The sequence below is a fragment of the Clostridium sp. UBA3061 genome (genome assembly GCF_002367465.1).
Classification (GTDB): Bacteria; Bacillota; Clostridia; order Clostridiales; family Clostridiaceae; genus Clostridium_J; species Clostridium_J sulfidigenes.
In genome coordinates, this window is the sequence record NZ_DFCF01000008.1 from 1 (window position 1) to 25,676 (window position 25,676).

The following is a 25,676-nucleotide window of genomic DNA, read 5'->3' on the forward strand; positions in this document are numbered from 1 at the left end:
CGGGAATTCTTTTACGCTTACAACATTAAAACGTCATTACTCATTAAGTATCACCTCCCTTCATAAAAGAGGTAAGTGATACCAGTAGCCCACAGTTAGCTGTAAAATTGTACTTTAGAATTATACCATAAGTGAAATTCTAAATCTATGATTTAGTTAATTGAACTTACTCCTATGAACGTATGTGAATAGTGAGTTTCCTCTTATGTAGAATATATAAATAAGAATAAAATGGGAAAACCTCATTTATAATAGCTACGGTGCACCATACTATAAATGATGTAGCTCTTTTCTAATCGCAAAGAGGAATTGTCCTGAAATTATCGAATAAATATATAATTAGAAATATTTATATATTTGGGAGGATTTTATGGAAGATAGTACAAAAAAAATAAAGTTAAGTTTTTGGAAGAAAATAATAGGTAGCATTCAAGGAATAGCGCATTATGAGAATGTGTTAAAAGAAACTACTGGAAAGGCAGTACTATATTTGCTATTAATATCGTTGTTTCTTGGAGCTATTGGATCTATAAGAGGATCTATTGAGGTTAATAATGGCATATCAGAGTTTATAAAAATATATAATGATAATTGTCCAAACTTTGAGCTTATAAATGGAGAGTTAAGTGTTGAGGGCGTTATGCCAATGGTTTTATCAGAGGATGAAGATAATTATATTATTATAGATACAACTAACAGCACTAATCCTGCTGTTCTAGATTCTCATAGTAAAGGTATTTTAATACTAAAAGATAAAATTATTCAAAAAGAGAACCAATTACAAACTCAAGTAATCGAATTTAAATCATTACAAGGATTAACCATAAATAAAGATATAGCATATAGCTACTTCCATTATGCAAAGATTATTATACCATTTATTTTTATTGTAAATATCCTTGGGTATTTCTTGGGTGGACTCTTAAGTGCTCTATTGTTAGCTCTATTTGCTCTTATAATCAATGGAATTTTTAAAACAAAATTGAAATATGGACAGTTGTATAGATTAAGCATTTATGCACTAACTACTCCGCTTATAATAAATACAATCTTGAAAATTTTAAGTATAGAACATTTTAGTTTCTATTGGTTAGTATATCATACTATAGCTTATGTTTATATTGGCTTTGCACTGAACAAACTAAAAAGTTCTAAGAATAATATTTCATTAGGTGTATAAATCAAATAAAAAGGTTAATGTCATAAATATTTTGGTTAATGGTACCATAAGTAACGATGACTCTCTATATTATATATGTTTAGGGTATTAAAATTCCCTTTATGATATGCAATGAAAAGTATATTAAGGTTAAAAAATGAAGCTACAGATTGTATAAAAATCTGTAGCTTTTTCTACGTTAATCAGAATTGAAGATATATAGTCCATATTGTAATCGGATTTACATTAGTTATCTCATAACCAGTCAATATATTATATAGAAAAAACAGTGGTTTATCAATATAATATGTTAAAAAGCTTGAAATAATGAGTGTTAAGTAGATAATATATATGCATCCTATTTGGATGTATTTTGTACATTTGTAATAACTAACCTAAACGAATATAATTAATTTCGTTGGTTAGGAAATTTGTAAATTGAAATTGAGGTGTTGATTATGTTGTCAATGTTAGCAGACTTAAGAGAAAGTGACAAGGTACAGTATGGTGCTAAAGCAAGTGCGTTAGGAGAGTTAATAAGAAGCGGAGAAAAGGTTCCAATTGGCTTTGCATTATCTTTAGAATTTTTCATGCGGTTTCTTGAATATAATAATTTTTCCTATAGTGCTGGAGACTATTTAACTTATAATGCAGAAATATGCAAAGTAATATTAAAAGGTTCATTTTCTCCTGATATGGAGAGGGGGTTACTTAAATTTTTTAATTGTATACAAGGCATGGGACTGAAATATGTAGTAAGATCCTCTGCTCTGTGTGAAGACAGCGATAACTATAGCATGGCAGGAATGTTCGATTCATTTATTAAATTGAATACTTTTGAAGAAGTTAAGACTGCAATAAAGAAGTGTTATTCTTCATTGTTTAGTGATAAGGTAATAACATATTTCATAAAACAAAATTTAAATTTGGATGAGCTAAAAATGTGTATAATAATTCAGCAATTCGTTGAAGGTTGCTATTCAGGAGTAAATTTTTCTGTGGATACTATTGATATGGATGAAGAAGTAATGCATATTAATGCTGTAAAAGGCTTATGCGAAGATTATGTTAGCGGTAAAGCAAATTCAGCTTTTTATAAAATCTATAAAAAATGTGGAGCCATACTTGAAGAGAAGCTTCCGAAGGACAGTAACTTTCTGCCAACGAATTTAGTAAATGAACTATATGAGTGCACATTAAGAATTGAGAAAACCTTCGGTAAATATCAAGATATCGAATGGACTATCAGAAATAAAGATATATATATTCTTCAAGCTAGGCCTATAACAACTTTTAAAGAAAAAAACTTTGAAATTATTTGGTCTGATAAAAATGAGGGCAATTATACTTGGTATAGAGAAGGGGAAAAACCTTTGGAATCGTTAATCAATGAGATTAACATAATCCTGGGAGAGGCATTAAATAGAGGATGTTATGACACTGGACTTGAAGAATTTTATACAGAGTACTGTATTCATAATGGATATTGGTATTATCGAGATAAGGAAATGTCAAATCATAAGGTACAAGAGCAAAGCTTTTTAAGTTCATTAAATAAGTTTTATGTTAAAAATCAAAATATATTCCAAGATGTAGTACTGCCGGAATTATTGATATTGAAAGAGGAACTGGATAAATATTTATTTAGAGACTTGTCTCAAAGGGAAGTAGCAGAGTTCTTGGACAAGTCCTTGCAGTACATGGAATACTTAGCAGAAAAGCATCAACCAGTTACTCACGGATGTGATTATTTAGAGGATTTTATGCAATACTGCAGAATAATACACAATGATCTTAGTGTAGAGGAGTTATATGATTTAGTTTTTAACATCAGTATATTAAATAAAGAACGAGGATTCTATATTGAGATGGCAGATGAGGTGAATTCAAATCTCGTATTAAATAAAATCTTTAAAGACTGCAGGCATGATGAACTTTTGTATGCTAGGCTTAAAAATATCCCAGAGAGCAAAAAGCTGCTTAAATTAATAGATGATTATATTGCTTTGTACGGAATTTGTAATTTGGAATGTGATATCAATAGTGACTATCCAGAGCCTATATTAATGGAAGCGCCGTACAAAGTAATAGGACACATTCGTGGATTTCTAAAGTTTAATAGTGACAGCTTTAAAAGGTCTATTGAAAGCTCTTTAGAAAATAAAAAAAGAATTAAATCCATTATACTAAGCCAATTAGGAGAAGAAGATTCTCAAGAGTTCCTAAGTAAGCTTGAATTAGCAGAAAAGGCATATTTAGCAAGAGATAATCATCATTACTATTTTGAGCGTATGACAAGATCATATCTTCGATTGGCTATTACTGAGGCTGAAAAAGTATTATTAAGAAATAAACAAATTCAGCATAGAGGAGACATGTATTTTCTTACCGTAAATGAATTGAAGGAAGGACTAATACAAGGAAGGGATTATAATAAGCTTATTAATGAAAGAAAAGGGTTATTTACTTATCAAAAAAAGCTGTTAGCACCTCCTATTATCGGAAAATCGCCTGTTGAAAAGGCAGATTATAAAAATCAAAATGATGAAAATGGCATAGGAAAATTACGTGAACAGGATATTATTTTAAAAGGGATTCCAGGCCTAAGAAAAAAGGTTAAAGGAAAGGTTAAAATCGGATTGCCTGTTTATTTAAATGAAGATAGCATTTTAGTACTTCCATTCACAAGATGCGGAGAACTTGAGCCCATAGTTGGCCATGTAATAGGCATAGTTGTAGAAGTAGGGTCGCCTTTTGAGCATATGGGAATCCTTGCTAGGGAGCTGAATATACCAGTGCTATATAATGTAGAAAATGCAATGAGCATCTTTAGGGATGGAGATGAAGTTCAGTTAGATGGTTTTACAGGTGAAGTTAAAATCATAAAATCCGAGCTGTAGAAGTAAATTAATTATTAACATAGTTGAGAAATTTTTCTATTTAAATGATTTACCAAATCATTTATGTGAGATATAATAATTATTAATCAATTCTTAGAAAATATAAATTAATTTAAAAATGAGTTAACTCAAGCGATAAATATGATAATGATTGGATTCCCAACGTTGGACATCGTGGAAACGATTGCGGGGAAAGGATTTGAAGAAATGTTGAATTTTTATAATTTTGCATAAAAGGAAGGTAAAATGGAAGATTTACAGCTTGATTTACTGTTTCCAATTAAGGAGAAGGCTTAAGAATAGGTTCGAAGGGTAAGGGAGATTAACTATTACAAAGAAAGAGGTGCTTAAATGGAAGATATTAAAATCGACTCAGCATTATCATTAGGCGGTTATAATTGGCGTGTGCTTGACATACAAAACAATACGGCTTTGATTATAACCGAAGATATTATAGAACAACGCCCTTACCATGATGCTTATAAAGATATAACATGGGCTGACTGCGCGTTAAGAAAATATCTTAATGGTGAATTTTATGACAAATTCAACGCAACTGATAAATCAAGGATAATTCCGGTAATAAATAAAAATCTTGATAATCAGTGGTATGGTTCAAAGGGCGGAGCAGATACGGAAGACAGTATATTTTTATTAAGCATTGAGGAAGTGTGCAAATATTTTGGTGATAGCACTTCAAAACTGTATAACCGAGGGAAAAATCAAAGATATTGGTTTCAAAGAAAAGATGAAAACAACAGTAAGCGAATAGCAAAACTTCTGGGTAAAGAAGGGAGTTGGTGGTGGTGGCTTCGATCACCCGGTCGCGTTAATGTAAAAGCCGTGTACATCTTCGGGACTGACGGTAATATAGGTATACAAGGCAACAATATATTGAAAGGTAACATCAGTGATGGCAAATGTACAGGCGGTGTTCGTCCTGCTTTGTGGCTAAAGCTTGAATTGTAAATCTTGGGTAACTTTTAAAGTGGCTTTACTATAATTACAGCATAGAATAATTAAATTTAAAGGAGAATTAAAAAATGAGCAAGTATGAAAATGCAATGAAACTTATGGAGGAACGTTGTGGAAATGGCAAAGAGGAAGTTATTGCCCTTGCGACAATATCACTATCCTCAAGCGCTGCCGGTAATCCTCGTCCTGCTGTCCGTATGGTATGCGCTTATTATGAAGACGGTGTATTTTATGTTTCTACGGATGCAAAAAAAAGTAAAATGCTACAAATTGAGAAGAACAACCAGGTTTCTGTCTGTGGGTTAGATTGGTATGCGTTCCAAGGTACGGCTGAAAATCTGGGTTGGGTCAAGGACGAGAAGAATGCGGAAATCAGAGCGAAATTCAAAAAAATTTTCGATTGGTTCGATGAAGTTGGCGACGAAGACAATCCTAACTCAATCGTTCTGCGTATCTCTCTCACAGAGGGTACGATTACTGACAACGAAAAAAAATACGGTGAACATCAGTATGAAATTGATTTTATAAATAAAACGGTGAAATAAATCCGTAAAGAATAATCAGCTTATAACTTAAAAGAAAAAAAATACCACTACATGATTATAAATATTCAATTAAGACCAAGTGTGGTTTATAGCTTTAGGCATTGATATGAATGCCTAAGGCTATTTTTGTAAGTAGAAATAACATATCCTAAGTAATACTAATTTACAAAATATGTTACAATTAAAGAGGAAGAATAATTTTTATATGTAAGACAACTAAGAATCTTGTGTTAAGGAGGTAAAATAAATGGCAAGAGGAATTATTATTTTTGGTTCATCTGGCTCTGGAAAAACAACATTAGGAAAATTGGTTGCAGAAAAACTTAAATTCCCTTATTTTGATATAGATGATTATATTTATGCACAATGGGCTAATACGTTACCTTGTAAAGTACTTCGGCTAAATGGAGATGAGGACTTAAATAAGAATGTTCAAATAATAGTACATGAATATTTGAAACAAAATTCTCAAGGATAAATTTATGAAGATGGTAGAAAAAGGAGTGGTAATGTGCGGATTATTAAAGAGAACCTTAGCAAGTTTTATGGAGGAAAGATTTTAGATGTAGGAACAGGACGAGGAGATTTCATCAAACTTTTGACTGAAAATCTTAAGGGGTATGATAAGATTGTTGGAATTGATAGCCATGAAGAAATATTGGATGCAACTAGGGAAAAGCTTCATACAAAGAATGTTGAGTTAATTAAAATGGATGGAGAAAATATGGATTTTGAAGATGAAAGCTTTGATGCCGTTTGTCTATCAAATAAAACAAAGGTAATTGAAGAAATGAAGCGGGTATTAAAGACTAATGGGATTTTTATTATAAATGAGATGTTCTGTGATCATCAGAACGAAGCTCAGATTTCACATGTTTATGTACATCATATAGGTGCAGATATTGACATGATTACTAACCGAATGAATCATAATTACACCTATAGAAGAGAAGAAATAAAGGAAATTATAAGATCACAGGGCATTAAAATTCTTGATGCTTTCGAATTTAAATATAGTGATAAGATTAGTACAAATACAGATGAGTTTGAAGAAATATACACTGCTGTTGGGAAAAAGATAGAAAATATAAAGCAGTCACCAAGGTATGAAGAAATAAAGAAACGTTTTGAAGACCTGAAGGAATGGATGAACAAGTATGGCTTAGCAGGAGCCACTCAATTAATGATTATTGGAAAAAAATAGACGGATATGAACTTACCCCTTCGTTACAGAAAGCGCTACTATTAAAGGAATATAATCATATTGTTAAATTGATTTAGAAATTTAGATTGAGGAGGCAGATATATAGAAATGAAACACATAATTAAAATAATATTTACAGTTATAGTGGTGTGTACTATTGTTGTTACAGCAATAAAAGTGATGAAGAAAAACCATAAGGAAACTTATATGTCTGAAGGTATGATCCTTGGCTTTGTAATCGGCGCTATTTCTAGTTATTATATAATGAATGCACTTATATGTACGCCTATAGGAATGTTTTTGGGTATTGAAGTTGGAAAAAATATGAAAAGAAATAGTTAAAATGATATTAGGAGTGTTGTTAAGAACCATACCGTAAGTGATGCTCCAGATCTTTAATTTGGTGAGCAGAACTTATACACTGTATAAATAAATGTGAAAAATAGCTTTAGCCATTGATATAAATTGGCTAAAGCTATTTTTATGACTAAAATCCCTTATCATAAGTAATATTAAATGAGAAATGTAATAAGCCGTTATATAATAATTATAGTAAATCAGAAAAAAACTTTTAACACAAAAATGTCGCAAATTTAAGTTTCATTCGTTATATTAGTTGAGAGTACTCTTAAAGGATAAGGAGTGATTAAGTGAAAGCTTCGTCAGATGAAATTTTTCAAAATAACATGTTAGAACAGCTTTATGATTCTTACGAACATAAAATGTATGGCATAGCATATTCAATTTTAAATAACGTGGGTCAAGCTGAGGATGCAGTTCAAGACGCATTTATAAAGTTAATTCCATATCTAGGAGATATTAATAGTGTAGTAAGTGTACAGACTAAACGATTAATAACATACACAATAAAAAATATTGCAATTGATATATATCGTAGGAATAGTAAAGAATCTGAACTATTTACTAAAGGGTTAGACGAACCAATGATAAGTGAAAATCAAAAAGAAATTGCTTATGTAAAAGCTGTAGAAGATAGACAAATCGTCGTACATTTACTTTCTAGTTTGCCATCAAAATACCGTGAGATAATTAGGTATCGGTGTTATTACGAACTTAGTTATAAGGAGATATCACTATTGTTAAATATCAGTGAAAAGGCAGCAGCTAAAAGATATGAACGTGGAAGAAAGCTGTTAAAAGAACTGATGGAAAAAGAAATGATAGGAGATGAATTGTATGGATAATAAAATTGATATTGATAGAATGTCGTATCTTATAGGTGAAGAAGATGCTATGTGGGAACTAGATAAATTTACAGAACCACATAATTTCTCAAAAAAATATGAAAGTGAGAAGATGAAAATGATTAAAAAGGTAAATAGTATAGATCCTATTCCTATGCCTAATAGAAAATGTAAAGGAATGACAAGGAAAAAGACTATAGTGCTTATTGCAGCTATTACAGCCACCTTAGCACTATCCTTAACAGCTTATGGGATAAGTAAAGGAATTATATTTACAACAACTAAGAACGAAGAAACAGGAATTACTACTGTCGAGGCTCAATCAGAAGTTCCTATTGAAGGAATACCACTAATCAATATAACTCCTGGATATCTTCCAAAAGGATATAAGCAATATAAAGGAGATGCCTCTAAATATTTTCTTAATGGTGACGCTTCTGCAGGAGGTGGTGAGATAATAATATATCAATGCGACTATGTGTATGAACCTCCAAAGTATGAAAGTATAGAGGAAACTACTATTGGTGGTGCAAAAGCGCTGATTACCACATACAAAGCTGGAGATAGTATTATCGATTTATGTTATGAAGGGTATGGGCAAATTATTAGAGTTCGCGGACTTAATGGCATTTCTCTAGAAGAACTTAAAAAAGTAGCAGAAAATATTAAATATGAAGTAATTCCAGGAAAATTCATGGTGCAATATAATCCAGCTACTCATGAATTTATTGATAGAACAGGAGACACTACTGAGCAGCCAATTCCTGCTGATGGTATACGTGCTATGGGAGAAGAAATAACTAGTAAAAAGTCTGCTCTAACTTATATTGTAAAAAACGCTGAAATTATGGATAAATTACCTGCATTAGATAAAAGTGATTTCCATAATTATGATGAGTATTCTAAAATGATAAATAAAGACGGAACATTAAAGGATTATAAAAGAGTTTCTGTTAAATGGGAAAACAATGAAATGAAAAAAGTTACTGAAACAGCTGGATTAAAGTTTGCTTACGTAACTGTAATCATGACAAATCATTCTGATACAAAATTAATAAACGAATTTATTAATCCACAAGTTGAGCTTAGGACAAAAACACCAGATGGCACCCTTGAAGCTTTTACTAATAATCGTGATTTTAGTAGCGACCTTGCAAAAATTAAAGTACCAATATATTTTGATCAACTTAAGCATGAAGAAACTAAGAAATCAGATATTGATCAAACAGAGCTTGATAAATTAGGCTTTAAAAATTATGATGAGTATAAATCGTACTATGAACATATAAAATTTATGTTGTGCGATTTTGAACCAAATGAAACTAAAGAAGCCCATTTTATTTATGTAGTAGACGCTGATCACGTAGATGATGCCTACATTCACATATCTGCTGGTGTTCCTCTTTCAAATTATGTTAAGCTAAAGTAATTAAATGAAAATTTATGAGGGCTATCTTAAAAAGTACTTTGAGATAGTCCTTATCTTAAGTAGTAAGATAAAATATTTTAATATACAGTTTTCAATAAAATGGTATAATTGATAGTAAATAATGTTTATACAATCTATATTTTTAATATATAGTATAAAATGTTAGTTTAATCAATTTGAAAGGGCATGTAATAGATGGATAAAGATGTTAAGTTAATAATACTAAGAGGCAATTCAGGAAGTGGTAAAACTACAACAGCAAAGGCATTACAAAAGAAATTTGGGCATGGTACCATGTTAATATCACAGGATGTTGTTAGAAGAGAAATGTTGTTTGTGAAAGATGGTCCTGATACAGAAGCAATTAAATTATTAAATGAACTTATACTATATGGGAAAAAGCATTGCAATATTGTGATTTTAGAAGGTATTTTAAATTCAAGGTGGTATAGAAAACTATTTGAAAGTTTACATAATGAGTTTGGTAATCAAATTTTTGCATATTATTTTAATATACCTTTTGAAGAAACTTTAAATCGTCATAAACAAAAACCTAATGCACATGAATTTGGGGAAAAAGAAATGAGAAAATGGTGGAATGAAAAAGATTTAATAGGTATGATTCCAGAGGTATGTATACATAAAGAATTAAGCTTAACTGAAATAGTGAATATTATTTATCAGGATGTTGTAAAGTGAAGGCTATAATTTTAAACTCCGCACCGGGTGTTGGAAAGACTACCTTATTGAAACAACTTGAAGGGGTTCTGCCAAAGGATTTTGCCATTATAGATGGAGATGATGTCGGAAGGATCATGCCTTTGAAATTATCTATAGCATGGTTAAATCTTATTCAGGATAATATAGTATCATGTGCTAAAAACTATAAAGATTTTGGAATAGATTTTTTGATTATTGCTTTTGTTTTCCCATCAGAGGAGAGAGTAGATAGATTAACTAAGCTACTTAAAGATATAAATATAGATGTATTATATAGATGTTCATTAATATGTGATGCTGCAGAACTAAAACAGAGAATTAAGAAGAGAAATACAACTCGTTTTATGAATTTTGAAAGAGCCATTAAGTGTAATATAAAAATTAAACAATTAAAGTCTGAATTAGTAATTGATACTACACAAAGAGGGTTTGAAGAGATTAGAGATTTGTTTGTAGATTCTATATTAGCAATTGTAAAGGGGAATAGGTAGATGGCTAAATATATTGATTTAAGTTATACCATAGAAAATGGACTAAGTACTCATCCTTACGATGAAGAACTAAAGTTATATCAAAATAGATTTTTGGTTAAAGACAAATACAATGACACGAAACTAGAAACTGGTATGCATGTTGGAACTCATATTGATGTTGTCAGCCACATGTTAGATAGTAATGTTTTAATAGATGATTATCCAGCAGATAAGTTTATTGGAAAAGGATGTTTACTTGATGTTAGAAACCAAGATGTTATTAAAATGAAAAAGATGTATTTAGATATTGTAGAAAAGGATAGCATAGTGATTCTATATACTGGCTTTGAAAACCAATTTGGATGCGATGATTACTTTACTAGCCACCCCATAGTGGAAAAAGAGTTAGCTGAATTTTTTATAGATAGAAATATTAAGATGATTGGCATGGACTTGCCATCTCCAGATAAATACCCTTTTCAAGTTCATAAAATGCTACTAGAAAAAGATATTCTTATTATTGAAAATATGAAAAATATCGGAAGTTTATTGAATGTAGATGAATTTGAGATTATTGCATTGCCTCTTAAAATAAAAGCGGAAGCATCCCCTGTTAGAGTTGTAGCTAGGATTTAAATTTAAGAATACTAATTCAAAAAATTGATAGTACAACGATATTGAGAACTCTACTATAAATAAGAAAAATAGTATTAATATGCTATGGTTACAAAATGTTAAGGAAAATAATCTGTTTCTGCATCAAAACCAATTAGCTGAAGAAGTTATGGAGGAATTTATGCTTTTATAGATTAGATGAGGTCGGATTATATATATGATTTCATCATATATAGTTTTATCCTATAATGCTTTGGAATTATATGATTTTTTGTGTAAAATGTAGACATAACAGTAGATAGGAAGTGAGAAAATGAACCATAAAATACAAAGAATTAATAGCTATGAAGATGATAGGTTTGATAAAACTATTTTAAATCAACATGGTGCCTTTATTGTTGATGAAAAGTATAAATGTAGTTTTAAAATAATAAATAAAGATTCTGCTATTGTATTATTTGATAAGGAAGTTGATATATTTCAATTGATAGATGAATTTAGATTTTATTCTGAACACATTATTAATTTCTATGAGGAAAATATGGAATTAATAAAAGCTTTTACCCCCAATAATATATTTCACATAACTATTAAGGATATTCAGCCTTCACAGTTTTTCGTTGATATAGACAAAGTTAAAGCCATAGAGTCTTTCATAAAAAGTGAAGAAGATATTATCATTCCTCTAACAAAAATCAATGATTCTTTTATATCTTTGGATGGACATACTAGACTTTATTATGCAGTAAGTAAGGGATATTCTAAGGTAAAAGGCTATTTGACAGAATCAGGTGATTACCTAGAGGGCTTTGTAGAAGAAGCAAGGAAAAGAAAAATCTATTCCCCATATGACCTTAAGTTAATATCCCATGAAGAATATAAGTTAAAGTGGGATAAGTTTTGTGATGATTTTTTTAGTGAGAGGGAATAAAAGATTGAAAGCTTTAATGCATTGAATAGTAGTTAAAAATAGAGCAACTAATTAATACAGAATAGATGTTATAATTCTATATAATATTATGTTATAAATTGTTTGTATTAACACAATTTACATGATAAAATTTATATAAACAACTTGAATTACAGAAAATTAAAACTTCAAAATTATTTATAGTATTTAGAAGAGGTGGGACTCATTATGAGAAACAAACTAGGTAACTACTCAGTGCAGTTAATATAATCTGATAGCAGATTGTGCTGAGGTAATAAGATATTTGTTATCAGTTAACTGCATTACTTTTCAAATTAAATTATCATATTTAGTATATTATGAAAAGGAGTAGTTAAATGAATAGAGGAGAGTTTAAAAATTATTTAAAAAATGAGGAAAAGAAAGGTTTTCAGGGATGGGATTTCTCATATCTTGATGGTAGATGGCATGGAGAAAATATACCATGGGATTATAAAAAAATCTTATTGTCTTATTTAAAAGTAGAGCATAAGCTTTTAGATATGGGAACAGGAGGAGGAGAATTCCTACTTACTTTGGATCATCCATTTTATAATACAGCTGTAACAGAGGCATATCCACCTAATGTTGCAATTTGTAAAGAAACGTTAGAACCTCTTGGGATAACGGTTAAGCAGGTTTTTGAAGATTCAAGAGTGCCATTTGAAGATGATTCTTTCGATATAATAATTAATAGACATGAATCCTATGATATTGGTGAGATTAATCGAATATTAAAGGCTGGAGGGTATTTTATTACTCAACAAGTAGGTGGAAAAAATGATGTAGATTTATCCCAAAGGATAATAGATAATTTTAAGTCGTTGTATCCTACTCATGACTTAAAACATAACATTGAGGGTTTTGAAAGTAATGGATTTGAAATTCTTAAGTCAGAAGAGGCTTTTACTCCTATACGTTTTTATGATACAGGAGCGTTGGTATACTTTGCAAGGATAATAGAATGGGAATTTCCTAGTTTTTCCGTTGATACTTGTTTTGAAAACCTATGTAAAATAGAGAGAGAACTCAATGAGATTGGGTATATAGAAGGAACAGAGCATAGATTTCTTATTGTTGCTAAGAAGTTATCAACATCTAATGAGACAGGAAATTTTAGATATAATTATTAGAATAAGACGCATTTATAGATTTTGAACTCGGGTGTGATAGGATAAATTGTACCATAAATAAATGCTAAATTTACGAAAGTCTAGTAATAAATGATGTAAAAATGTAACTCCAATCTTTTAATAGGTTGGAGTTTTTTGTGGTACAAAATTACAATGAAATTGGGAAACTAACATTAATTTAGATGAAAAATAAAACTCTATAAACGCTAGTAGTATAATATGTGTAAGTTCATGGATTCTTAGGATTAGATAAAGCAGACTTATTTTTTTCATTTTTGAGTAGATATTTTTGTGATATAATATAAAAAATTATATAAGGGAGAATGTATTATGAGTAAACATAATATCTATACAATGAGTGTAGCAAAAATCTATCCTCTTTTGGTTACAAAGGCGGAGAAAAAGGGACGTACTAAAGCAGAAGTGGATGAAATCATCCGTTGGATCACTGGATATGGCCAGGAAGAGTTAGAAGCTCAATTGGAAAAACAGATAGCCTATGAGACCTTCTTTATGGAAGCTCCTAAGCTGAACCCAGCCAGGGTTTTAATTAAAGGTGTGGTTTGTGGTGTACGAGTGGAAAATATCGAAGAACCAATTATGAAGGAAATTCGCTATCTGGATAAGCTCATCGATGAGTTAGCAAAAGGAAAATCCATGGATAAGATTTTGAGAAAATAATGATTAAAGTGAAAACAAAAAATACTAATGATATTCTGTAGAACGTGATGGATGAGATTGCATCATTATTTACGCAGGGTGAAGAATACCACAAGTAACATAAATTATATAAATATAAAGGCTCACATACAGTGATGTAAGCCTTTTTCCCTATTATTTTTTTTCAGATATTTCTTCTTTTTTAGGGTCTTTATCAAAATATTCATCTAATTTCTTTCTCATGTTATCTGGAACCTTTTTCTCTATTGGGAAGGCTACTGAATTTATAACTGATTCACTGAATTCTTTAGTTATAATAGTAGTCAATTCTAAGGCTTCAGCACTTAAATATTCCATAACATCGTTTCTTGTGTGGATGAAAGCTCCACCGTGTGGTGCAAAACGACAGAAGGTAAGAGATGGAATTCCCTCATCAGCAAAGGCTGTAGAATCACTTGAGTATATGTCTTGTTCCACTTTAAGTGGGAAGCCTTTAATCTTAGCCATTTGCTCAATATAATCTACTAAACTTTGCTCTGCAGTAACCAGAGCCATTTCTTTTCCAAGAACAGAGCCAGCCACGTCTACGTTAATCATTAGAAGGTGTTTCTTAAGCTCTTCCTCATGGTCTTTTAAGTAAGCTTTACTTCCAAGAAGTCCAACTTCTTCAGAGCCATACCACATAAATTTTACAGTTCTCATTGGTGGATTTTCTTTAAAGTGTCTTAGAAGTTCCATTATAATAACTGAACCAGCTCCGTTGTCATATACTCCAGTACTGTAAGGAACACTGTCATAATGAGCACCGAAGGAGATTATCTCCTCAGGGTATTTAGTACCTTCTAAAGTTACCACCACATTTTGAGAAGTTAGCTCTACATCTTCCATGATTATCTCTACATGGATTTTAGAAGCTTTGTTCTTAACCATATGGAAGCAGTCTTTCATACGCATGTTAATTGTAGGTATTCTTCCATGCTGTGTATTCTTTTCACGGATTCTAGCTATAGAAATATCAGTTTTATCTTCTTCATCCATGGCAGTACCAGACATAGTTATATATCCAGCAATACCAGCATTCATAAGTTTCTTATAAAGCTTAGGATTTGGACGAGTATTTATAAGTACAAATTTTCCTTTAAGATCAACTAAATTTACATCCAAGCCGTCTTCAATATATACAAAATCTGCAGTTATTCCACCCTCAGGTGTACCGATTGAGCAGTTATATGGTGCAACCTCATATTCCTTTTCAAAGGGCTCTACAACCTTTAGTGTAGCTTTTTTAATTACAGAGCTAGGAGCTTTGAAAGACTCTAAGTGTCCTTCACAGCCAATTGAGGATATTTCCTCTAATAAAATGTTAGCAGCTTTTAATTCTTCCTCTGAGCCACTGGTTCTTACAAAACCGATTTTCTTTAGTAGTTCAAATTCTCTTTCAGCATTAATCTTCATTATATTTCCCCCCTTATTTGTCCATCTAAATATATTATACTAGAGTTGTATGAAAATTGAAAATATAAATGCAGATATATAGTTGAAGAGGGGAAAGCCTAACCTATTGAACCTAATGTGATTAGAAACACCTGCTAAATCCATGATAAATTGAAATAAACCTTTATTTTCTTATATAAGTTTGATATAATATGAAGTTATGTTAGTAGAATTACATATATTTAAATACACTTGTTAGTATAGAATGCTATAGCGTATGATAAATGAAGAACATTACTAAAGTAGGGGGCAACTTAGTATGATTAAAATTTTTTCTTCGTTAAAAAGCTTAGGACTTAATTATGAAGACGATATAGAGTTATATACAAAAAAAGAAGATAAATACGATGAAAAAACAAAAGATAAAAAATCAACAAAAATTGATATTAATACATTACTTTATGATAAGAAAGTTACTTGTCCAGTTTGTTTAAAAGCTTTTACATGTAGAGTTGTAAAGGCGTATGTTCCTAAAGTAAAATCAAAAGATACAGATGCTTTTATAAGATATGAGGGGGTAAATCCATATTTTTACGAAGTATTGGTATGTCCAACATGTGGATATGCAGCATTAAAAAGTGATTTTCAGAAAATACAATCCTATAAACGTGAAGTTATACTTGTAAAGATAGGCAATCAATGGCAAGGCAAAGAATATCCTCAAGTTTATAATGAAGAAATCGCAATTGAACGTTATAAACTTGCATTACTAAATGCAGTGCTAGGAGAATTTAAAGATAGTACAAAGGCAATGCTTTGCTTGAAAATTGCATGGATGTATAGACTTCTAGAAAATAAAGAAGATGAGAAGGCATTTTTAGAAAGAGCACTTCAAGGATTTGTTATTGCTTATGAAAATGAACGAACTCCAATATACGGATTAAGTATTTATTCTTTACAATATATTATAGGTGAGTTATATAGAAGAATAGGGGATTATACAAATGCTAAACTATGGTTAGGAAGAGTAATCTTAAGCAAGGCGGATCAAAAACTAAAAGATAAAGCTAGAGACATGAGAGATTTAGCAAAAGATTTAGAGATAAAAGCAAATGAAGCTACTTGTGAATAGAGATATATGATTGTATATTAATGAGGTATTTAAAAGACTTGTGGTCATCTACTATTAAGTATATAAATTTTAGCTAAGATTATAATAAAGCCTATAGTTTATTTTATGAAAGAAAACTATAGGCTTTATTAAATTATATATTAACCAATACCACCGTATATTAATCCTAAAATTATTACAATAATAGTTGTTGGTATAAAAACATATTTTCCAAAATTCATAAACCATATACCAATTTTATATTTTGAACCTAAATTTAACTGAGCTATAGTCTCACCTCTATCAAGTATGTAGAAGAATACAACAGCAGTAATTAATGCACCTAATGGAGATAGTACTATAGTAATAAAGTTTGTGAAATTGTTAAATAAAGAGCTACTTAAACTTAATGGTATAGCTAGTATAAAAGCTGAAATAGCAGTAATATAAGTAGTTTTCTTTCTACCCCACTTAGTTAAGTTCATAATTGCTTCTACGGGACCCTCTAACATAGCAATGGAAGAAGAAATAGAGGCAAAAATAATACTTAAGAAGAATAAAGAACTTAATACTTGTCCAAGTTTCATAGTCTGGAATATACTTGGTACAGTTACAAATAGTAAAGCAGGTCCAGAGGTAGGGTTTAGACCTAAAGCAAATACTGCTGGCATTATTACAAAGGCAGCAAGGATAGCAGCTAAAGTATCAAAGGACGCTGTAGTTATTGCACAAGTAGGTATATCAAAAGTTTCATCTGTATAGCTACCACACATAACCATACAACATCCTGTTAAGGATACTGTGAAAAAGGCTTGTCCCAGAGCCATAACCCAAGTACTTGGATTTAAAAGGTATGACCAATCAGGAGTAAGTAGATACTTTACACCCTCCATGGAATCTGGTAGACTTAATGATTTGGCAATTAGAAGTATAAATATAATAAATAACAAAGGTATAATGATTTTATTTATTTTTTCAATACCCTTAGAAATTCCAAAACTAACTATTATTAAAGTTATAACAACAGCTAAACCATGCCAAAATACTGTGATATTACTATTTATAAAAGTAGTGAAGTAAGATTCTATATTTATAGTTAATATCTCACCAGATAAACTTATGAAAAAATATTTTAATACCCAACCAATAACAACTGTATAGAACATAAATATACCAGTTAGTCCTATGGTTGGAATTATAGATATAATAGAGCCATGTTTAATATTTCTTTCTTTGAATACCTTTTTAAGTGCACCCATTGACCCTATTCTAAACTGTCTACCAAAGGAAAACTCAGCAATTAAACCAACTGTTCCTAGTAGTACTACGAAAATAAAATATGGGATTAGGAATGCAGCACCACCATTTTCACCTAATCTATAAGGGAACATCCATATGTTTCCTAATCCAATAGCAGCTCCAACACATGAAAGAATAAATCCAAGTTTACTAGAGAATTTTTCTCTATTTTTAACATTTTGCAATTTTAATTACCTCCTAGAAATATGATATAAAATATTTATAATAATAAAAAAGACCCATAGCTTATACTATGAGACCCTTAACCTAGGATATAAAAAGGCCTCATAGTTTATCTATGAGGCTAAATTTATTGCAACATAAACTCTTTAGCTATCATAGATACAAAACACTCCATTGGTGTGGTTTGTATCTATGATAATTGTTATATAGACACAAACCTATCTAAAAAAGCTAAAGAAAAAGTTATTATTTAATTTTGAAATTGATAGGTTCGTTTTTAAATTCATAATCTTATCTCCTAATACGATATTTTATGTTATGTATCATATCATTGAAAAATATAGAAGTCAATAGATAGATACAGAATATATATTACTATAGTTATACCTATGAATAAAATATAGAAGAGTAGAGTTAAAAATGATATAATAAATTATATGGAAATACAGTAATTATTTACAAAAGTTTGATATATGAATCTAATTATAGAGTTGGAAGTAGGATTATAGTCAACATGAGAAATTAAAGGAGAAGATTAAAATAATGAATACTAGAATTGAAAACAGATTAGATATATTTGCAGATTATACAATGCAATTAGGCAAAGTACTGAAATGGGATTATAAACTGTCACATATGTTATGTTCAATGCTATATACTAATGAGGAACGTATATTAGATGCAAATCGTATAAAAGAAATGAGAGAATACATTAAGAAGAATACAGGAATATTTTCTAGCTTTAAAGGGACTACTCTCCCAATAATAGCAACAATGCTATCTTTAGATGAAAATCCAGAGAGCTTATTTACGAAAACTCAAATGTTATATAATAAAATGAAACAACAAAATTTTCGGGGTTCCGAGTATCTTACCATTGCGGCAATGCAGGTTGCTAAAATAAAAACTGAATCTGAATACAATAGAATTATTATTCGTATGAAGGAGTTTTATGATAGATTACGTAAAATACATCCATTTTTAACAAGTACAGATGATTATATTTATGTTGCAATGGTGGCAATGACAGATATTGATTTGGAATTGGCAATCAGACGTGTAGTAATAATAGAAGATAGATTAAGGCCAACTCTCGGTGGAGGAAATGATATGCAGGCCTTGGCACTTGTGTTACTTCTTGCAGATAATGACGATGATGAATTATGTAATAAGGTTTTACAGTTATATAAATGCTTAAAGGATAAAAAGTATAAATTACGTTATAACGGAACAATGTCAACACTTGGAGTTCTTGCCATGACTTCTAATGATATGAACCTTATAGCAGAAGAATTAGTGAATGGTGCAGAATACTTAAAAGATAAAAAAGGGTTTGGAGCATTTTCCATTAGTAAAGTGCAACGTGCTATGTTTTCTGCAAATTTTGTAGCACTTCAATATATTGGTGACATGAAGAATAATCTATTAGAAGGAACCATATCTAATAATATTACTAATATTATTATTGCACAACAGATGGCAACCATTGCAGCAACTATGGCAGCAACTTCAGCAGCGGCTAGTTCAGCAAACTAGAAATATAAAAAGTCTATACACATAAAAGTCCGTTGAAGTAAATAATTAACTTTAACAGACTTTTTTATTTAAAAATTTTTTTAGTATGTAATTTATATTTTACTGCGCTTACATTTATAATTGGTTAAATGATATACAACAACTGAAACCACAATGATTCCAACAGCAATCCCTAAGGAGGTTTTAAGTGTATTAAGAGCGTAAAGATCAAATTTTATTTTATTTCCCATTACAGCATAACTCATAGAATAGTATAAGCTACCACCGGGTACAAGAGGTACGATAGAGGGCAATAAAAATACAGTTGTAGGTGCTTTATGAATTCTAGCTAAGAGTTCAGAGTATGCTGTACCTAGAATCGAAGCTATCATATTAGATATAAAAATATCATTCCAATAATAAAAAGAAAGTAAATAGATACACCAAGTAATAATACCTCCAATAGATGCATAGAGTATTCTTTCCTTTTTTATATTAAATAATAAGGCAAATCCTAGGCTACCTATGTAAGCAGTAATGATTTGAATTAAATACTTCATTGCAATATACCTCCTAATATAATCAATGAAATAGCAAAACCACAGGCAATAGCTATGGCAATTAATATGGATTCAGTTAATCGTAATAGACCAGCTATAATATCGCCACAAAGCATATCACGAACGGAATTTATTAATGGAATTCCGGGAATAAGAAGCATAATATCTCCTATAATAATTTTATCAACATTAGCTCCGATTCCTATTTTAGTAAATAAAATTGCCGCTAGTCCAGTAATAATTGAGCAAACAAAAGTATATATTAATTGATTAATGCTTTCTCTTTTGATAAAAGTATCAATAAAGAATATAAGGATACCAATGATTGCAGCCGCCGCAGCATCTATGAGATTACCACCAAAAAAGATAGAAAATCCACTGGAAGCTAGTATGTATCCTAGGCAGGAACTCCATTTAATGTTGGGTTCACTTACTGATAGTTGTTGTATTTTTTCCTTTATTTCATTGAAAGAAGGTTTAGTTTGACATATATATCTAGATAAGGAGTTAAGTTTCTCAAGTTGACTAAGATCTGTTCCATAGGAGTAAATCCTTCGTGTTTGGGTTAGAGTTTCTTCATCACTAGTTTTTATAGTAGCTATAATTAATGATCTTATTGAGAAAACATCTATACGGTCAATTTCATAAACCTTACAAATACGAATAATTGTATCTTCAACACGATTAGTTTCACCACCAACTCGTAGCATATGCTCACCAATATCTAAGGAAAGGCTTAGTATTTTGGACGCTTCAATTGTGATTTCATTCTCCTTCATAAATGTCTCCTTTAAGTTAGTTTATATTCCCATATTTATAATATTAGAATATAAAGATTATTACAATGAGATAATTCTAATAAGTTCGATTTATGTATTTTAAATACAAATAGATGTTAGTCAGAAATAAAATGTTAAAGAGAAAAATCAAAACACCTGAATAGTATTTTAACTAATCAGGTGTTTCTTTATATTGATTTATGAATTACCACAAGGGTGAAAATTCCTTAAGTTACTACCAGAATAATCCACGTCTACAGCAGTTGTTTCCAAAGCCACCAAAACCACCACAACCTAATAATACCAACCATATTAACCATTGGTTATTATCGCAATCACAACCAAAATTAGAATTACAATTACGGTTTGTAAATCCTGTACAACAGGAGGTTGGACATCTGTCACAACATGAATGTATATTACAACAACAGCAGCAATCACATTTGCAATTAGAATGACGTCTTCTATGACTACTCATATATATTACCTCACTTTTTATATTTACTCCTAAGATTATGTTTTGGGAGTATGTAATATAAAAGGAATTTGAAACACACTAATATAAATATATACGATTTATAAAGATGTATCTCACTATTATGATATGAAGATATTGAATTTAAGTTACAGGATAATAATGATTAAAGTTGACATGTGTAAATGATTAAGTTGAAGAGCGAGTTTTTATATATAGAGCGTTTTTTAATTAAAATAGATGAAAATATGTTATTTCTATATTTTCATCTATTTGATGAATACCACCCATCAGTAGTTATGATTTTATTGAACTCATTTTAACCACCAAGGGTAACATCTTGTTCATTGTACCAGTCTAAAGCATTGTAGAAGTCTGTAGAAGTAAAATCCGGCCAATAGGTGTCTATTACGTAAAAATCAGAATAAACAGACTGAATTGGTAAGAAACCACTAAGTCTTCTTCTACCTCCCCATCTTATTATTAGATCAATTCTAGAAATATCCTCTGAATGTATGTAGGGTAGAATATGTTTATTAGAGGATTTGGATTCTTTTAATAGATTTAAGTCCCACTCCCATCCATAATGGATTAGAAAGTTTACCTTAATACCACCATTACTAAATTTTTTTCTAGTTGTAAAGGGAATTAAAGCCTTAGGAAAAGCACTTGATTCAGTATTTCCAATAACCAAGATTTCACAATCCTCTTTTGTTAAAAGCATGACAGAATCAATACAAGCTTGTATAAAAGCAAGCTTTTGCTCAGAGGGACGTTTGGTATTGTCTATAGTAAAACCGTAAAATGTTAACTCTTTTATATTTTCTTTTTGGCAAAGTTTAAATACTTCAAGACCAGGATTTATGCCATGTTCATATCCTTTATCTTTGGTTAGATTATTAAGTAAAGCCCAGCGTCTGTTGCCGTCAGGAATTATTCCAATATGATTTGGTATTCTCATATGATCTCAATTAACCTCCGTAAAAATTAAAATTATAATACTATGTTTTCCATAAAAATATAAAATAAACATAGATAAAAAATACTATTTTGTAAGAAGGTTGTAAGAAGTTAATGCTAATATACAATATATAGGAAATAATTATTATGGAGTGATTAAATATGAGTATGTTAAGAGCAGATAAACTAATCAAAATTTATGGAGAGGAACCCAATATAGTTAAAGCACTAGATGATGTAAGTATAGATATAAATGAAGGGGAATTCATAGCAATAATAGGCACATCAGGCAGTGGTAAGTCTACGTTGCTTAATATGCTAGGTGGACTAGATAGACCTACTAGTGGTGATGTTTATATATTAGAAAAGAAATTAAGTGATATGAAGGATGAAGAACTTACAATTTTCAGGAGAAGAAATATAGGATTTATATTTCAAAACTATAATCTAGTTCCAATTTTAAATGTTTATGAAAATATAGTTCTCACTATAGAGTTAGATGGAGTAAAGATTGATAAGGAATATGTAGACTCAATTATTGATACGTTGGGTTTAAAAGAAAAACTTACTAATATGCCTAATAACTTATCTGGAGGACAGCAGCAGAGAGTTGCAATTGCAAGGGCATTGGCAACAAAGCCAGCAATAATATTAGCAGATGAACCAACAGGAAATCTTGATAGTAAAACAAGTATGGATGTTATTGGACTTTTAAAGATGACTAGTAATAAGTTTAATCAAACCATGGTTATGATTACCCATAATGAAGAGATTGCACAGCTTGCTGACAGAATTATTAGAATAGAAGATGGTAAGGAAGTAGTAAGAGGTGATAAGTAATGATGTTTGAAAATAACAATAAGGAAGTAGTTAAGAGAATAACTAAGAGATCTCTTAAAACTAATAAAACAAGAAATATATTTGCAATTGCTGCTATAATTTTAACTACCTTTATGATTTCCACAGTTTTTAGTATAGGCATTAGTTTCGCTAAAAACTATAGGGTGCTAAATTTACGTATGCAAGGTACAACGGCTACTACAACTTTAAAAGGAGCAACAAATGACCAATATGAAAAATTAAAGAAACTAGATATATTTAAAAGTTTAGGATATGAAATTAATGTAGGTAGGGTTAAGGCAGATTCTTTAGAGAAGAATAAAACAAAAATAAATATGGAATATCATGATAAAGTAGATTGGGAAAACCAAATAACTCCTTGTATAAGCGATATTGAAGGAGAATATCCTAATGAAGAAAATCAGATCATGGCATCTACAAAAGCATTAGAATTTTTGAATTTAAAAGATGCTAAAATAGGGGACAAAATAAAAGTTTCCTATGAAACAAAGGGTGGGGCAAAAGAGTCGGAATTTTTGTTAAGCGGGTATTATACTAACTATGATAATGTTAAAGATACAGGATATTTAATGGTTTCAGAAGAATTTATAAACAAAAACAATCTATCCTTGGAGAATGATGGAATTGCTCTTATGACTTTAAAGAGTAGTGAAAAGGATAATGCACCGGATATTTTAAGTTCTAAAATTCAGTGTAAACAAGGACAAGAGTTCCAATATAGCTATGATATAAGTGAAGAATCATCAAGTGCTGCAATTGCAACTGTAATTACAATAATAATAATAGCATTATTTATAGTGCTAAGTGGATACTTACTTATTTACAATGTTATGTATATATCCGTAATCAAGGATATTAATTTTTATGGACTTATGAAAACTATAGGAACATCACCACGACAAATAAAGAAAATCGTTAAGGGGCAAATTTTAAGATTATCTAGAATGGGTATTCCTGTAGGCTTAATACTAGGAGCTATATTTTCTTTTTTTATTGTACCAATAGCTATGGGTGCTCTTAAGAATGGAAGATACAATGAAAGCGCAATGCCAGCTAATATATCCTTTAATCCTCTAATTTTTGTTGGAGCGGCACTATTTGCACTATTAACAGTAATACTAAGTTGTAATAAGCCAGCTAAAGTTGCTAGTAGTATTTCGCCAACGGAAGCTTTAAGATATTCTGGAACAAAGGTAAAGAAACAAAAGAAAAGTAGAAAATCAACTAATGGAGGAAAGCTTTATAAAATGGCTTGGTATAACGTTTTCCGTGATAAAAAACGTGCGATAGTTGTATTTCTTTCATTATTCATGGGTATTATAACTTTTCTTAGTATCAACACATTTCTAGATAGCCTTGGGGTAGATAATTTTATAAATAGGTATAATAAAAATGATTTTGAAATTCAAAATATTAATACTGATAAGGAGAAGTTAGATAAACATTTAGTAGATAATATTAAAAGTTTGCAAGGAATTAAAAATGTAGCTATAACAAAAGTAAGTATGGGTGAGTTAGACATGACTAATAACTTCTTTTTACCTTTAATTGAAGAAGAACATATAAAAAGAGGAATATCTCAAGAAGAATTAAACGCATTTTTAAATAAAATTAAAGAAGAACCTAATATATATTCTAGTTGGATTCTTGGAATAGATGATGAAATCATAGAGAGATACAATGAATATGCTGATTATAAAATAGATATAGAAGAATTTAAAAAAGGGAGCTTAGCTTTAATTCAGCCAAGATTTTATGACGGAAAGGATAAGTCACTTTATACTGAATTAAAAGGTAAAAATTTCAATCTGAAAGATAAAGATACAGGGGTTACTGCTAGATATAAAGCACAAATTATCAGTGATGCTAATGGAGACTTACCTTATGGCTTAGGTGGAGTAGTGGGTGCACCAACAATTTATATTAGTAATTCAGCTATGGAGAAATTAGATAAAGATGCAGTATATTACTTATTACAAATAAATGTTGAGGATGCATATGAATCTGAAATTAAACAAGAATTAAAGACATTAACTAATAATCGTGGTTTATGGTTAGAATCCAAGAGTGATATTAGAGAAGAATTTAGTAGTACATCAATGGTAATGAAGATACTTGGGGGAGGAATTTCTGGTATTCTTATATTAATTGGAATTTTAAACTTTATAAATGTAATGATTACAGGAGTTAATGTTAGACTAAAGGAATTTGCGGTGATGGAAAGCGTGGGTATGACTAAGAAACAAATTAAAAAGATGCTTACTTTTGAAGGAGCATATTATGCAAGTATAACTACTTTATTTATTTTCACTTTGGGAATGGGAATTATATACGGAATAGCAGAGTTAACAAAGAAAATTGCAGATTATGCAGAGTTTGTATTTCCTACAGTGCCACTATTAACTTTAGTAGTATTTATATTTTTAGTATGCTTAATTACACCTGGCGTTGTATTTGAAACATCTTCAAAGAAAAGTGTAATAGAACGTATAAGAGAAACAGAAAATTAATTTTAGGTGGCAGATTTATACA

25 protein-coding genes are annotated in these 25,676 nt (G+C 30.3%); 19 read left to right on the plus strand and 6 right to left on the minus strand.

The window, feature by feature from the left end:
* The first annotated feature begins 370 nt into the window (after positions 1 to 370).
* From B2P65_RS06375 to B2P65_RS06445, 15 genes are all read left to right on the plus strand, one after another.
* Positions 371 to 1,180, plus strand: coding sequence for a DUF1189 domain-containing protein (locus B2P65_RS06375; RefSeq protein WP_346879790.1), 810 nt, complete (start codon positions 371 to 373; stop codon positions 1,178 to 1,180).
* A 437-nt stretch (positions 1,181 to 1,617) separates the two neighbouring features.
* Complete coding sequence (locus B2P65_RS06380; RefSeq protein WP_346879791.1) at positions 1,618 to 4,059, plus strand: PEP/pyruvate-binding domain-containing protein; 2,442 nt, start codon at positions 1,618 to 1,620, stop codon at positions 4,057 to 4,059.
* Positions 4,060 to 4,410: 351 nt separating this feature from the next.
* Positions 4,411 to 5,028 (plus strand): DUF6273 domain-containing protein, encoded by a 618-nt coding sequence (locus tag B2P65_RS06385; RefSeq protein ID WP_035134664.1) that lies wholly within the window; start codon positions 4,411 to 4,413, stop codon positions 5,026 to 5,028.
* A gap of 74 nt (positions 5,029 to 5,102) precedes the next feature.
* Positions 5,103 to 5,579, plus strand: a complete 477-nt coding sequence (locus B2P65_RS06390; protein WP_346879792.1) for a pyridoxamine 5'-phosphate oxidase family protein — start codon at positions 5,103 to 5,105, stop codon at positions 5,577 to 5,579.
* Between the two features lie 247 nt (positions 5,580 to 5,826).
* Positions 5,827 to 6,057, plus strand: a complete 231-nt coding sequence (locus B2P65_RS06395) for a shikimate kinase (protein WP_051824161.1) — start codon at positions 5,827 to 5,829, stop codon at positions 6,055 to 6,057.
* Positions 6,058 to 6,090: 33 nt separating this feature from the next.
* A complete protein-coding gene (locus B2P65_RS06400) occupies positions 6,091 to 6,783 on the plus strand; it encodes a class I SAM-dependent methyltransferase (RefSeq protein WP_346879793.1) in 693 nt (230 codons plus the stop codon).
* Positions 6,784 to 6,891: 108 nt separating this feature from the next.
* The gene (locus tag B2P65_RS06405; RefSeq protein ID WP_346879794.1) at positions 6,892 to 7,125 is read left to right on the plus strand and encodes a hypothetical protein; all 234 of its coding nucleotides are present in this window, start codon (positions 6,892 to 6,894) and stop codon (positions 7,123 to 7,125) included.
* 308 nt (positions 7,126 to 7,433) lie between these two features.
* Entirely contained in the window at positions 7,434 to 7,988 is a 555-nt protein-coding gene (locus B2P65_RS06410; protein ID WP_346879795.1) for a sigma-70 family RNA polymerase sigma factor, read from the plus strand.
* Positions 7,981 to 9,417 carry a hypothetical protein gene (locus tag B2P65_RS06415; RefSeq protein WP_346879796.1) on the plus strand — a complete coding sequence of 479 codons (1,437 nt, stop codon included), beginning with the start codon at positions 7,981 to 7,983 and terminating at the stop codon, positions 9,415 to 9,417. The genes B2P65_RS06410 and B2P65_RS06415 overlap by 8 nt, the downstream gene beginning before the upstream one ends.
* Positions 9,418 to 9,612: 195 nt before the next feature.
* On the plus strand, positions 9,613 to 10,116 hold the full coding sequence (locus B2P65_RS06420) for a kinase (RefSeq protein WP_346879797.1): 504 nt from the start codon (positions 9,613 to 9,615) through the stop codon (positions 10,114 to 10,116).
* A complete protein-coding gene (locus tag B2P65_RS06425) occupies positions 10,113 to 10,628 on the plus strand; it encodes a hypothetical protein (protein ID WP_346879798.1) in 516 nt (171 codons plus the stop codon). The genes B2P65_RS06420 and B2P65_RS06425 overlap by 4 nt, the downstream gene beginning before the upstream one ends.
* Positions 10,629 to 11,246, plus strand: coding sequence for a cyclase family protein (locus tag B2P65_RS06430; protein WP_346879799.1), 618 nt, complete (start codon positions 10,629 to 10,631; stop codon positions 11,244 to 11,246).
* 292 nt (positions 11,247 to 11,538) lie between these two features.
* The gene (locus B2P65_RS06435; protein ID WP_346876284.1) at positions 11,539 to 12,156 is read left to right on the plus strand and encodes a hypothetical protein; all 618 of its coding nucleotides are present in this window, start codon (positions 11,539 to 11,541) and stop codon (positions 12,154 to 12,156) included.
* Between the two features lie 356 nt (positions 12,157 to 12,512).
* On the plus strand, positions 12,513 to 13,307 hold the full coding sequence (locus tag B2P65_RS06440; protein ID WP_346879800.1) for a class I SAM-dependent methyltransferase: 795 nt from the start codon (positions 12,513 to 12,515) through the stop codon (positions 13,305 to 13,307).
* Between the two features lie 330 nt (positions 13,308 to 13,637).
* Positions 13,638 to 13,988, plus strand: a complete 351-nt coding sequence (locus B2P65_RS06445; protein ID WP_346879801.1) for a DUF2200 domain-containing protein — start codon at positions 13,638 to 13,640, stop codon at positions 13,986 to 13,988.
* A gap of 153 nt (positions 13,989 to 14,141) precedes the next feature.
* Here B2P65_RS06445 and B2P65_RS06450 read toward each other — a convergent pair whose 3' ends face one another.
* A complete protein-coding gene (locus B2P65_RS06450; protein WP_346879802.1) occupies positions 14,142 to 15,422 on the minus strand; it encodes a M20/M25/M40 family metallo-hydrolase in 1,281 nt (426 codons plus the stop codon).
* Between the two features lie 298 nt (positions 15,423 to 15,720).
* On the opposite strand from B2P65_RS06450, the gene B2P65_RS06455 reads away from it, so the two are divergent.
* Complete coding sequence (locus B2P65_RS06455) at positions 15,721 to 16,533, plus strand: DUF2225 domain-containing protein (RefSeq protein ID WP_346879803.1); 813 nt, start codon at positions 15,721 to 15,723, stop codon at positions 16,531 to 16,533.
* Between the two features lie 140 nt (positions 16,534 to 16,673).
* On the opposite strand, the gene B2P65_RS06460 is transcribed toward B2P65_RS06455, so the two are convergent.
* Positions 16,674 to 17,996: a sodium-dependent transporter gene (locus B2P65_RS06460; protein WP_346879804.1), complete on the minus strand. Its 1,323-nt coding sequence runs from the start codon at positions 17,994 to 17,996 to the stop codon at positions 16,674 to 16,676.
* 541 nt (positions 17,997 to 18,537) lie between these two features.
* Here B2P65_RS06460 and B2P65_RS06465 point away from each other — a divergent pair.
* Complete coding sequence (locus B2P65_RS06465) at positions 18,538 to 19,530, plus strand: DUF4003 family protein (RefSeq protein WP_346879805.1); 993 nt, start codon at positions 18,538 to 18,540, stop codon at positions 19,528 to 19,530.
* 92 nt (positions 19,531 to 19,622) lie between these two features.
* Here the strand turns inward: B2P65_RS06465 and B2P65_RS06470 are convergent, their stop codons facing one another.
* From B2P65_RS06470 to B2P65_RS06485, 4 genes are all read right to left on the minus strand, one after another.
* Positions 19,623 to 20,069, minus strand: coding sequence for a threonine/serine exporter family protein (locus B2P65_RS06470; RefSeq protein ID WP_346879806.1), 447 nt, complete (start codon positions 20,067 to 20,069; stop codon positions 19,623 to 19,625).
* Positions 20,066 to 20,848 (minus strand): threonine/serine exporter family protein, encoded by a 783-nt coding sequence (locus B2P65_RS06475; protein ID WP_346879807.1) that lies wholly within the window; start codon positions 20,846 to 20,848, stop codon positions 20,066 to 20,068. Before B2P65_RS06475 ends, B2P65_RS06470 begins: the two co-directional genes overlap by 4 nt.
* 235 nt (positions 20,849 to 21,083) lie before the next feature.
* Complete coding sequence (locus B2P65_RS06480; RefSeq protein WP_346879808.1) at positions 21,084 to 21,326, minus strand: hypothetical protein; 243 nt, start codon at positions 21,324 to 21,326, stop codon at positions 21,084 to 21,086.
* A 316-nt stretch (positions 21,327 to 21,642) separates the two neighbouring features.
* The gene (locus B2P65_RS06485; protein WP_346879809.1) at positions 21,643 to 22,284 is read right to left on the minus strand and encodes an undecaprenyl diphosphate synthase family protein; all 642 of its coding nucleotides are present in this window, start codon (positions 22,282 to 22,284) and stop codon (positions 21,643 to 21,645) included.
* A 161-nt stretch (positions 22,285 to 22,445) separates the two neighbouring features.
* On the opposite strand from B2P65_RS06485, the gene B2P65_RS06490 reads away from it, so the two are divergent.
* Together B2P65_RS06490 and B2P65_RS06495 are read left to right on the plus strand one after the other, a co-directional pair.
* Entirely contained in the window at positions 22,446 to 23,123 is a 678-nt protein-coding gene (locus B2P65_RS06490) for an ABC transporter ATP-binding protein (protein ID WP_346848721.1), read from the plus strand.
* Complete coding sequence (locus tag B2P65_RS06495) at positions 23,123 to 25,654, plus strand: ABC transporter permease (RefSeq protein ID WP_346879810.1); 2,532 nt, start codon at positions 23,123 to 23,125, stop codon at positions 25,652 to 25,654. The genes B2P65_RS06490 and B2P65_RS06495 overlap by 1 nt, the downstream gene beginning before the upstream one ends.
* Positions 25,655 to 25,676: the final 22 nt, after the last annotated feature.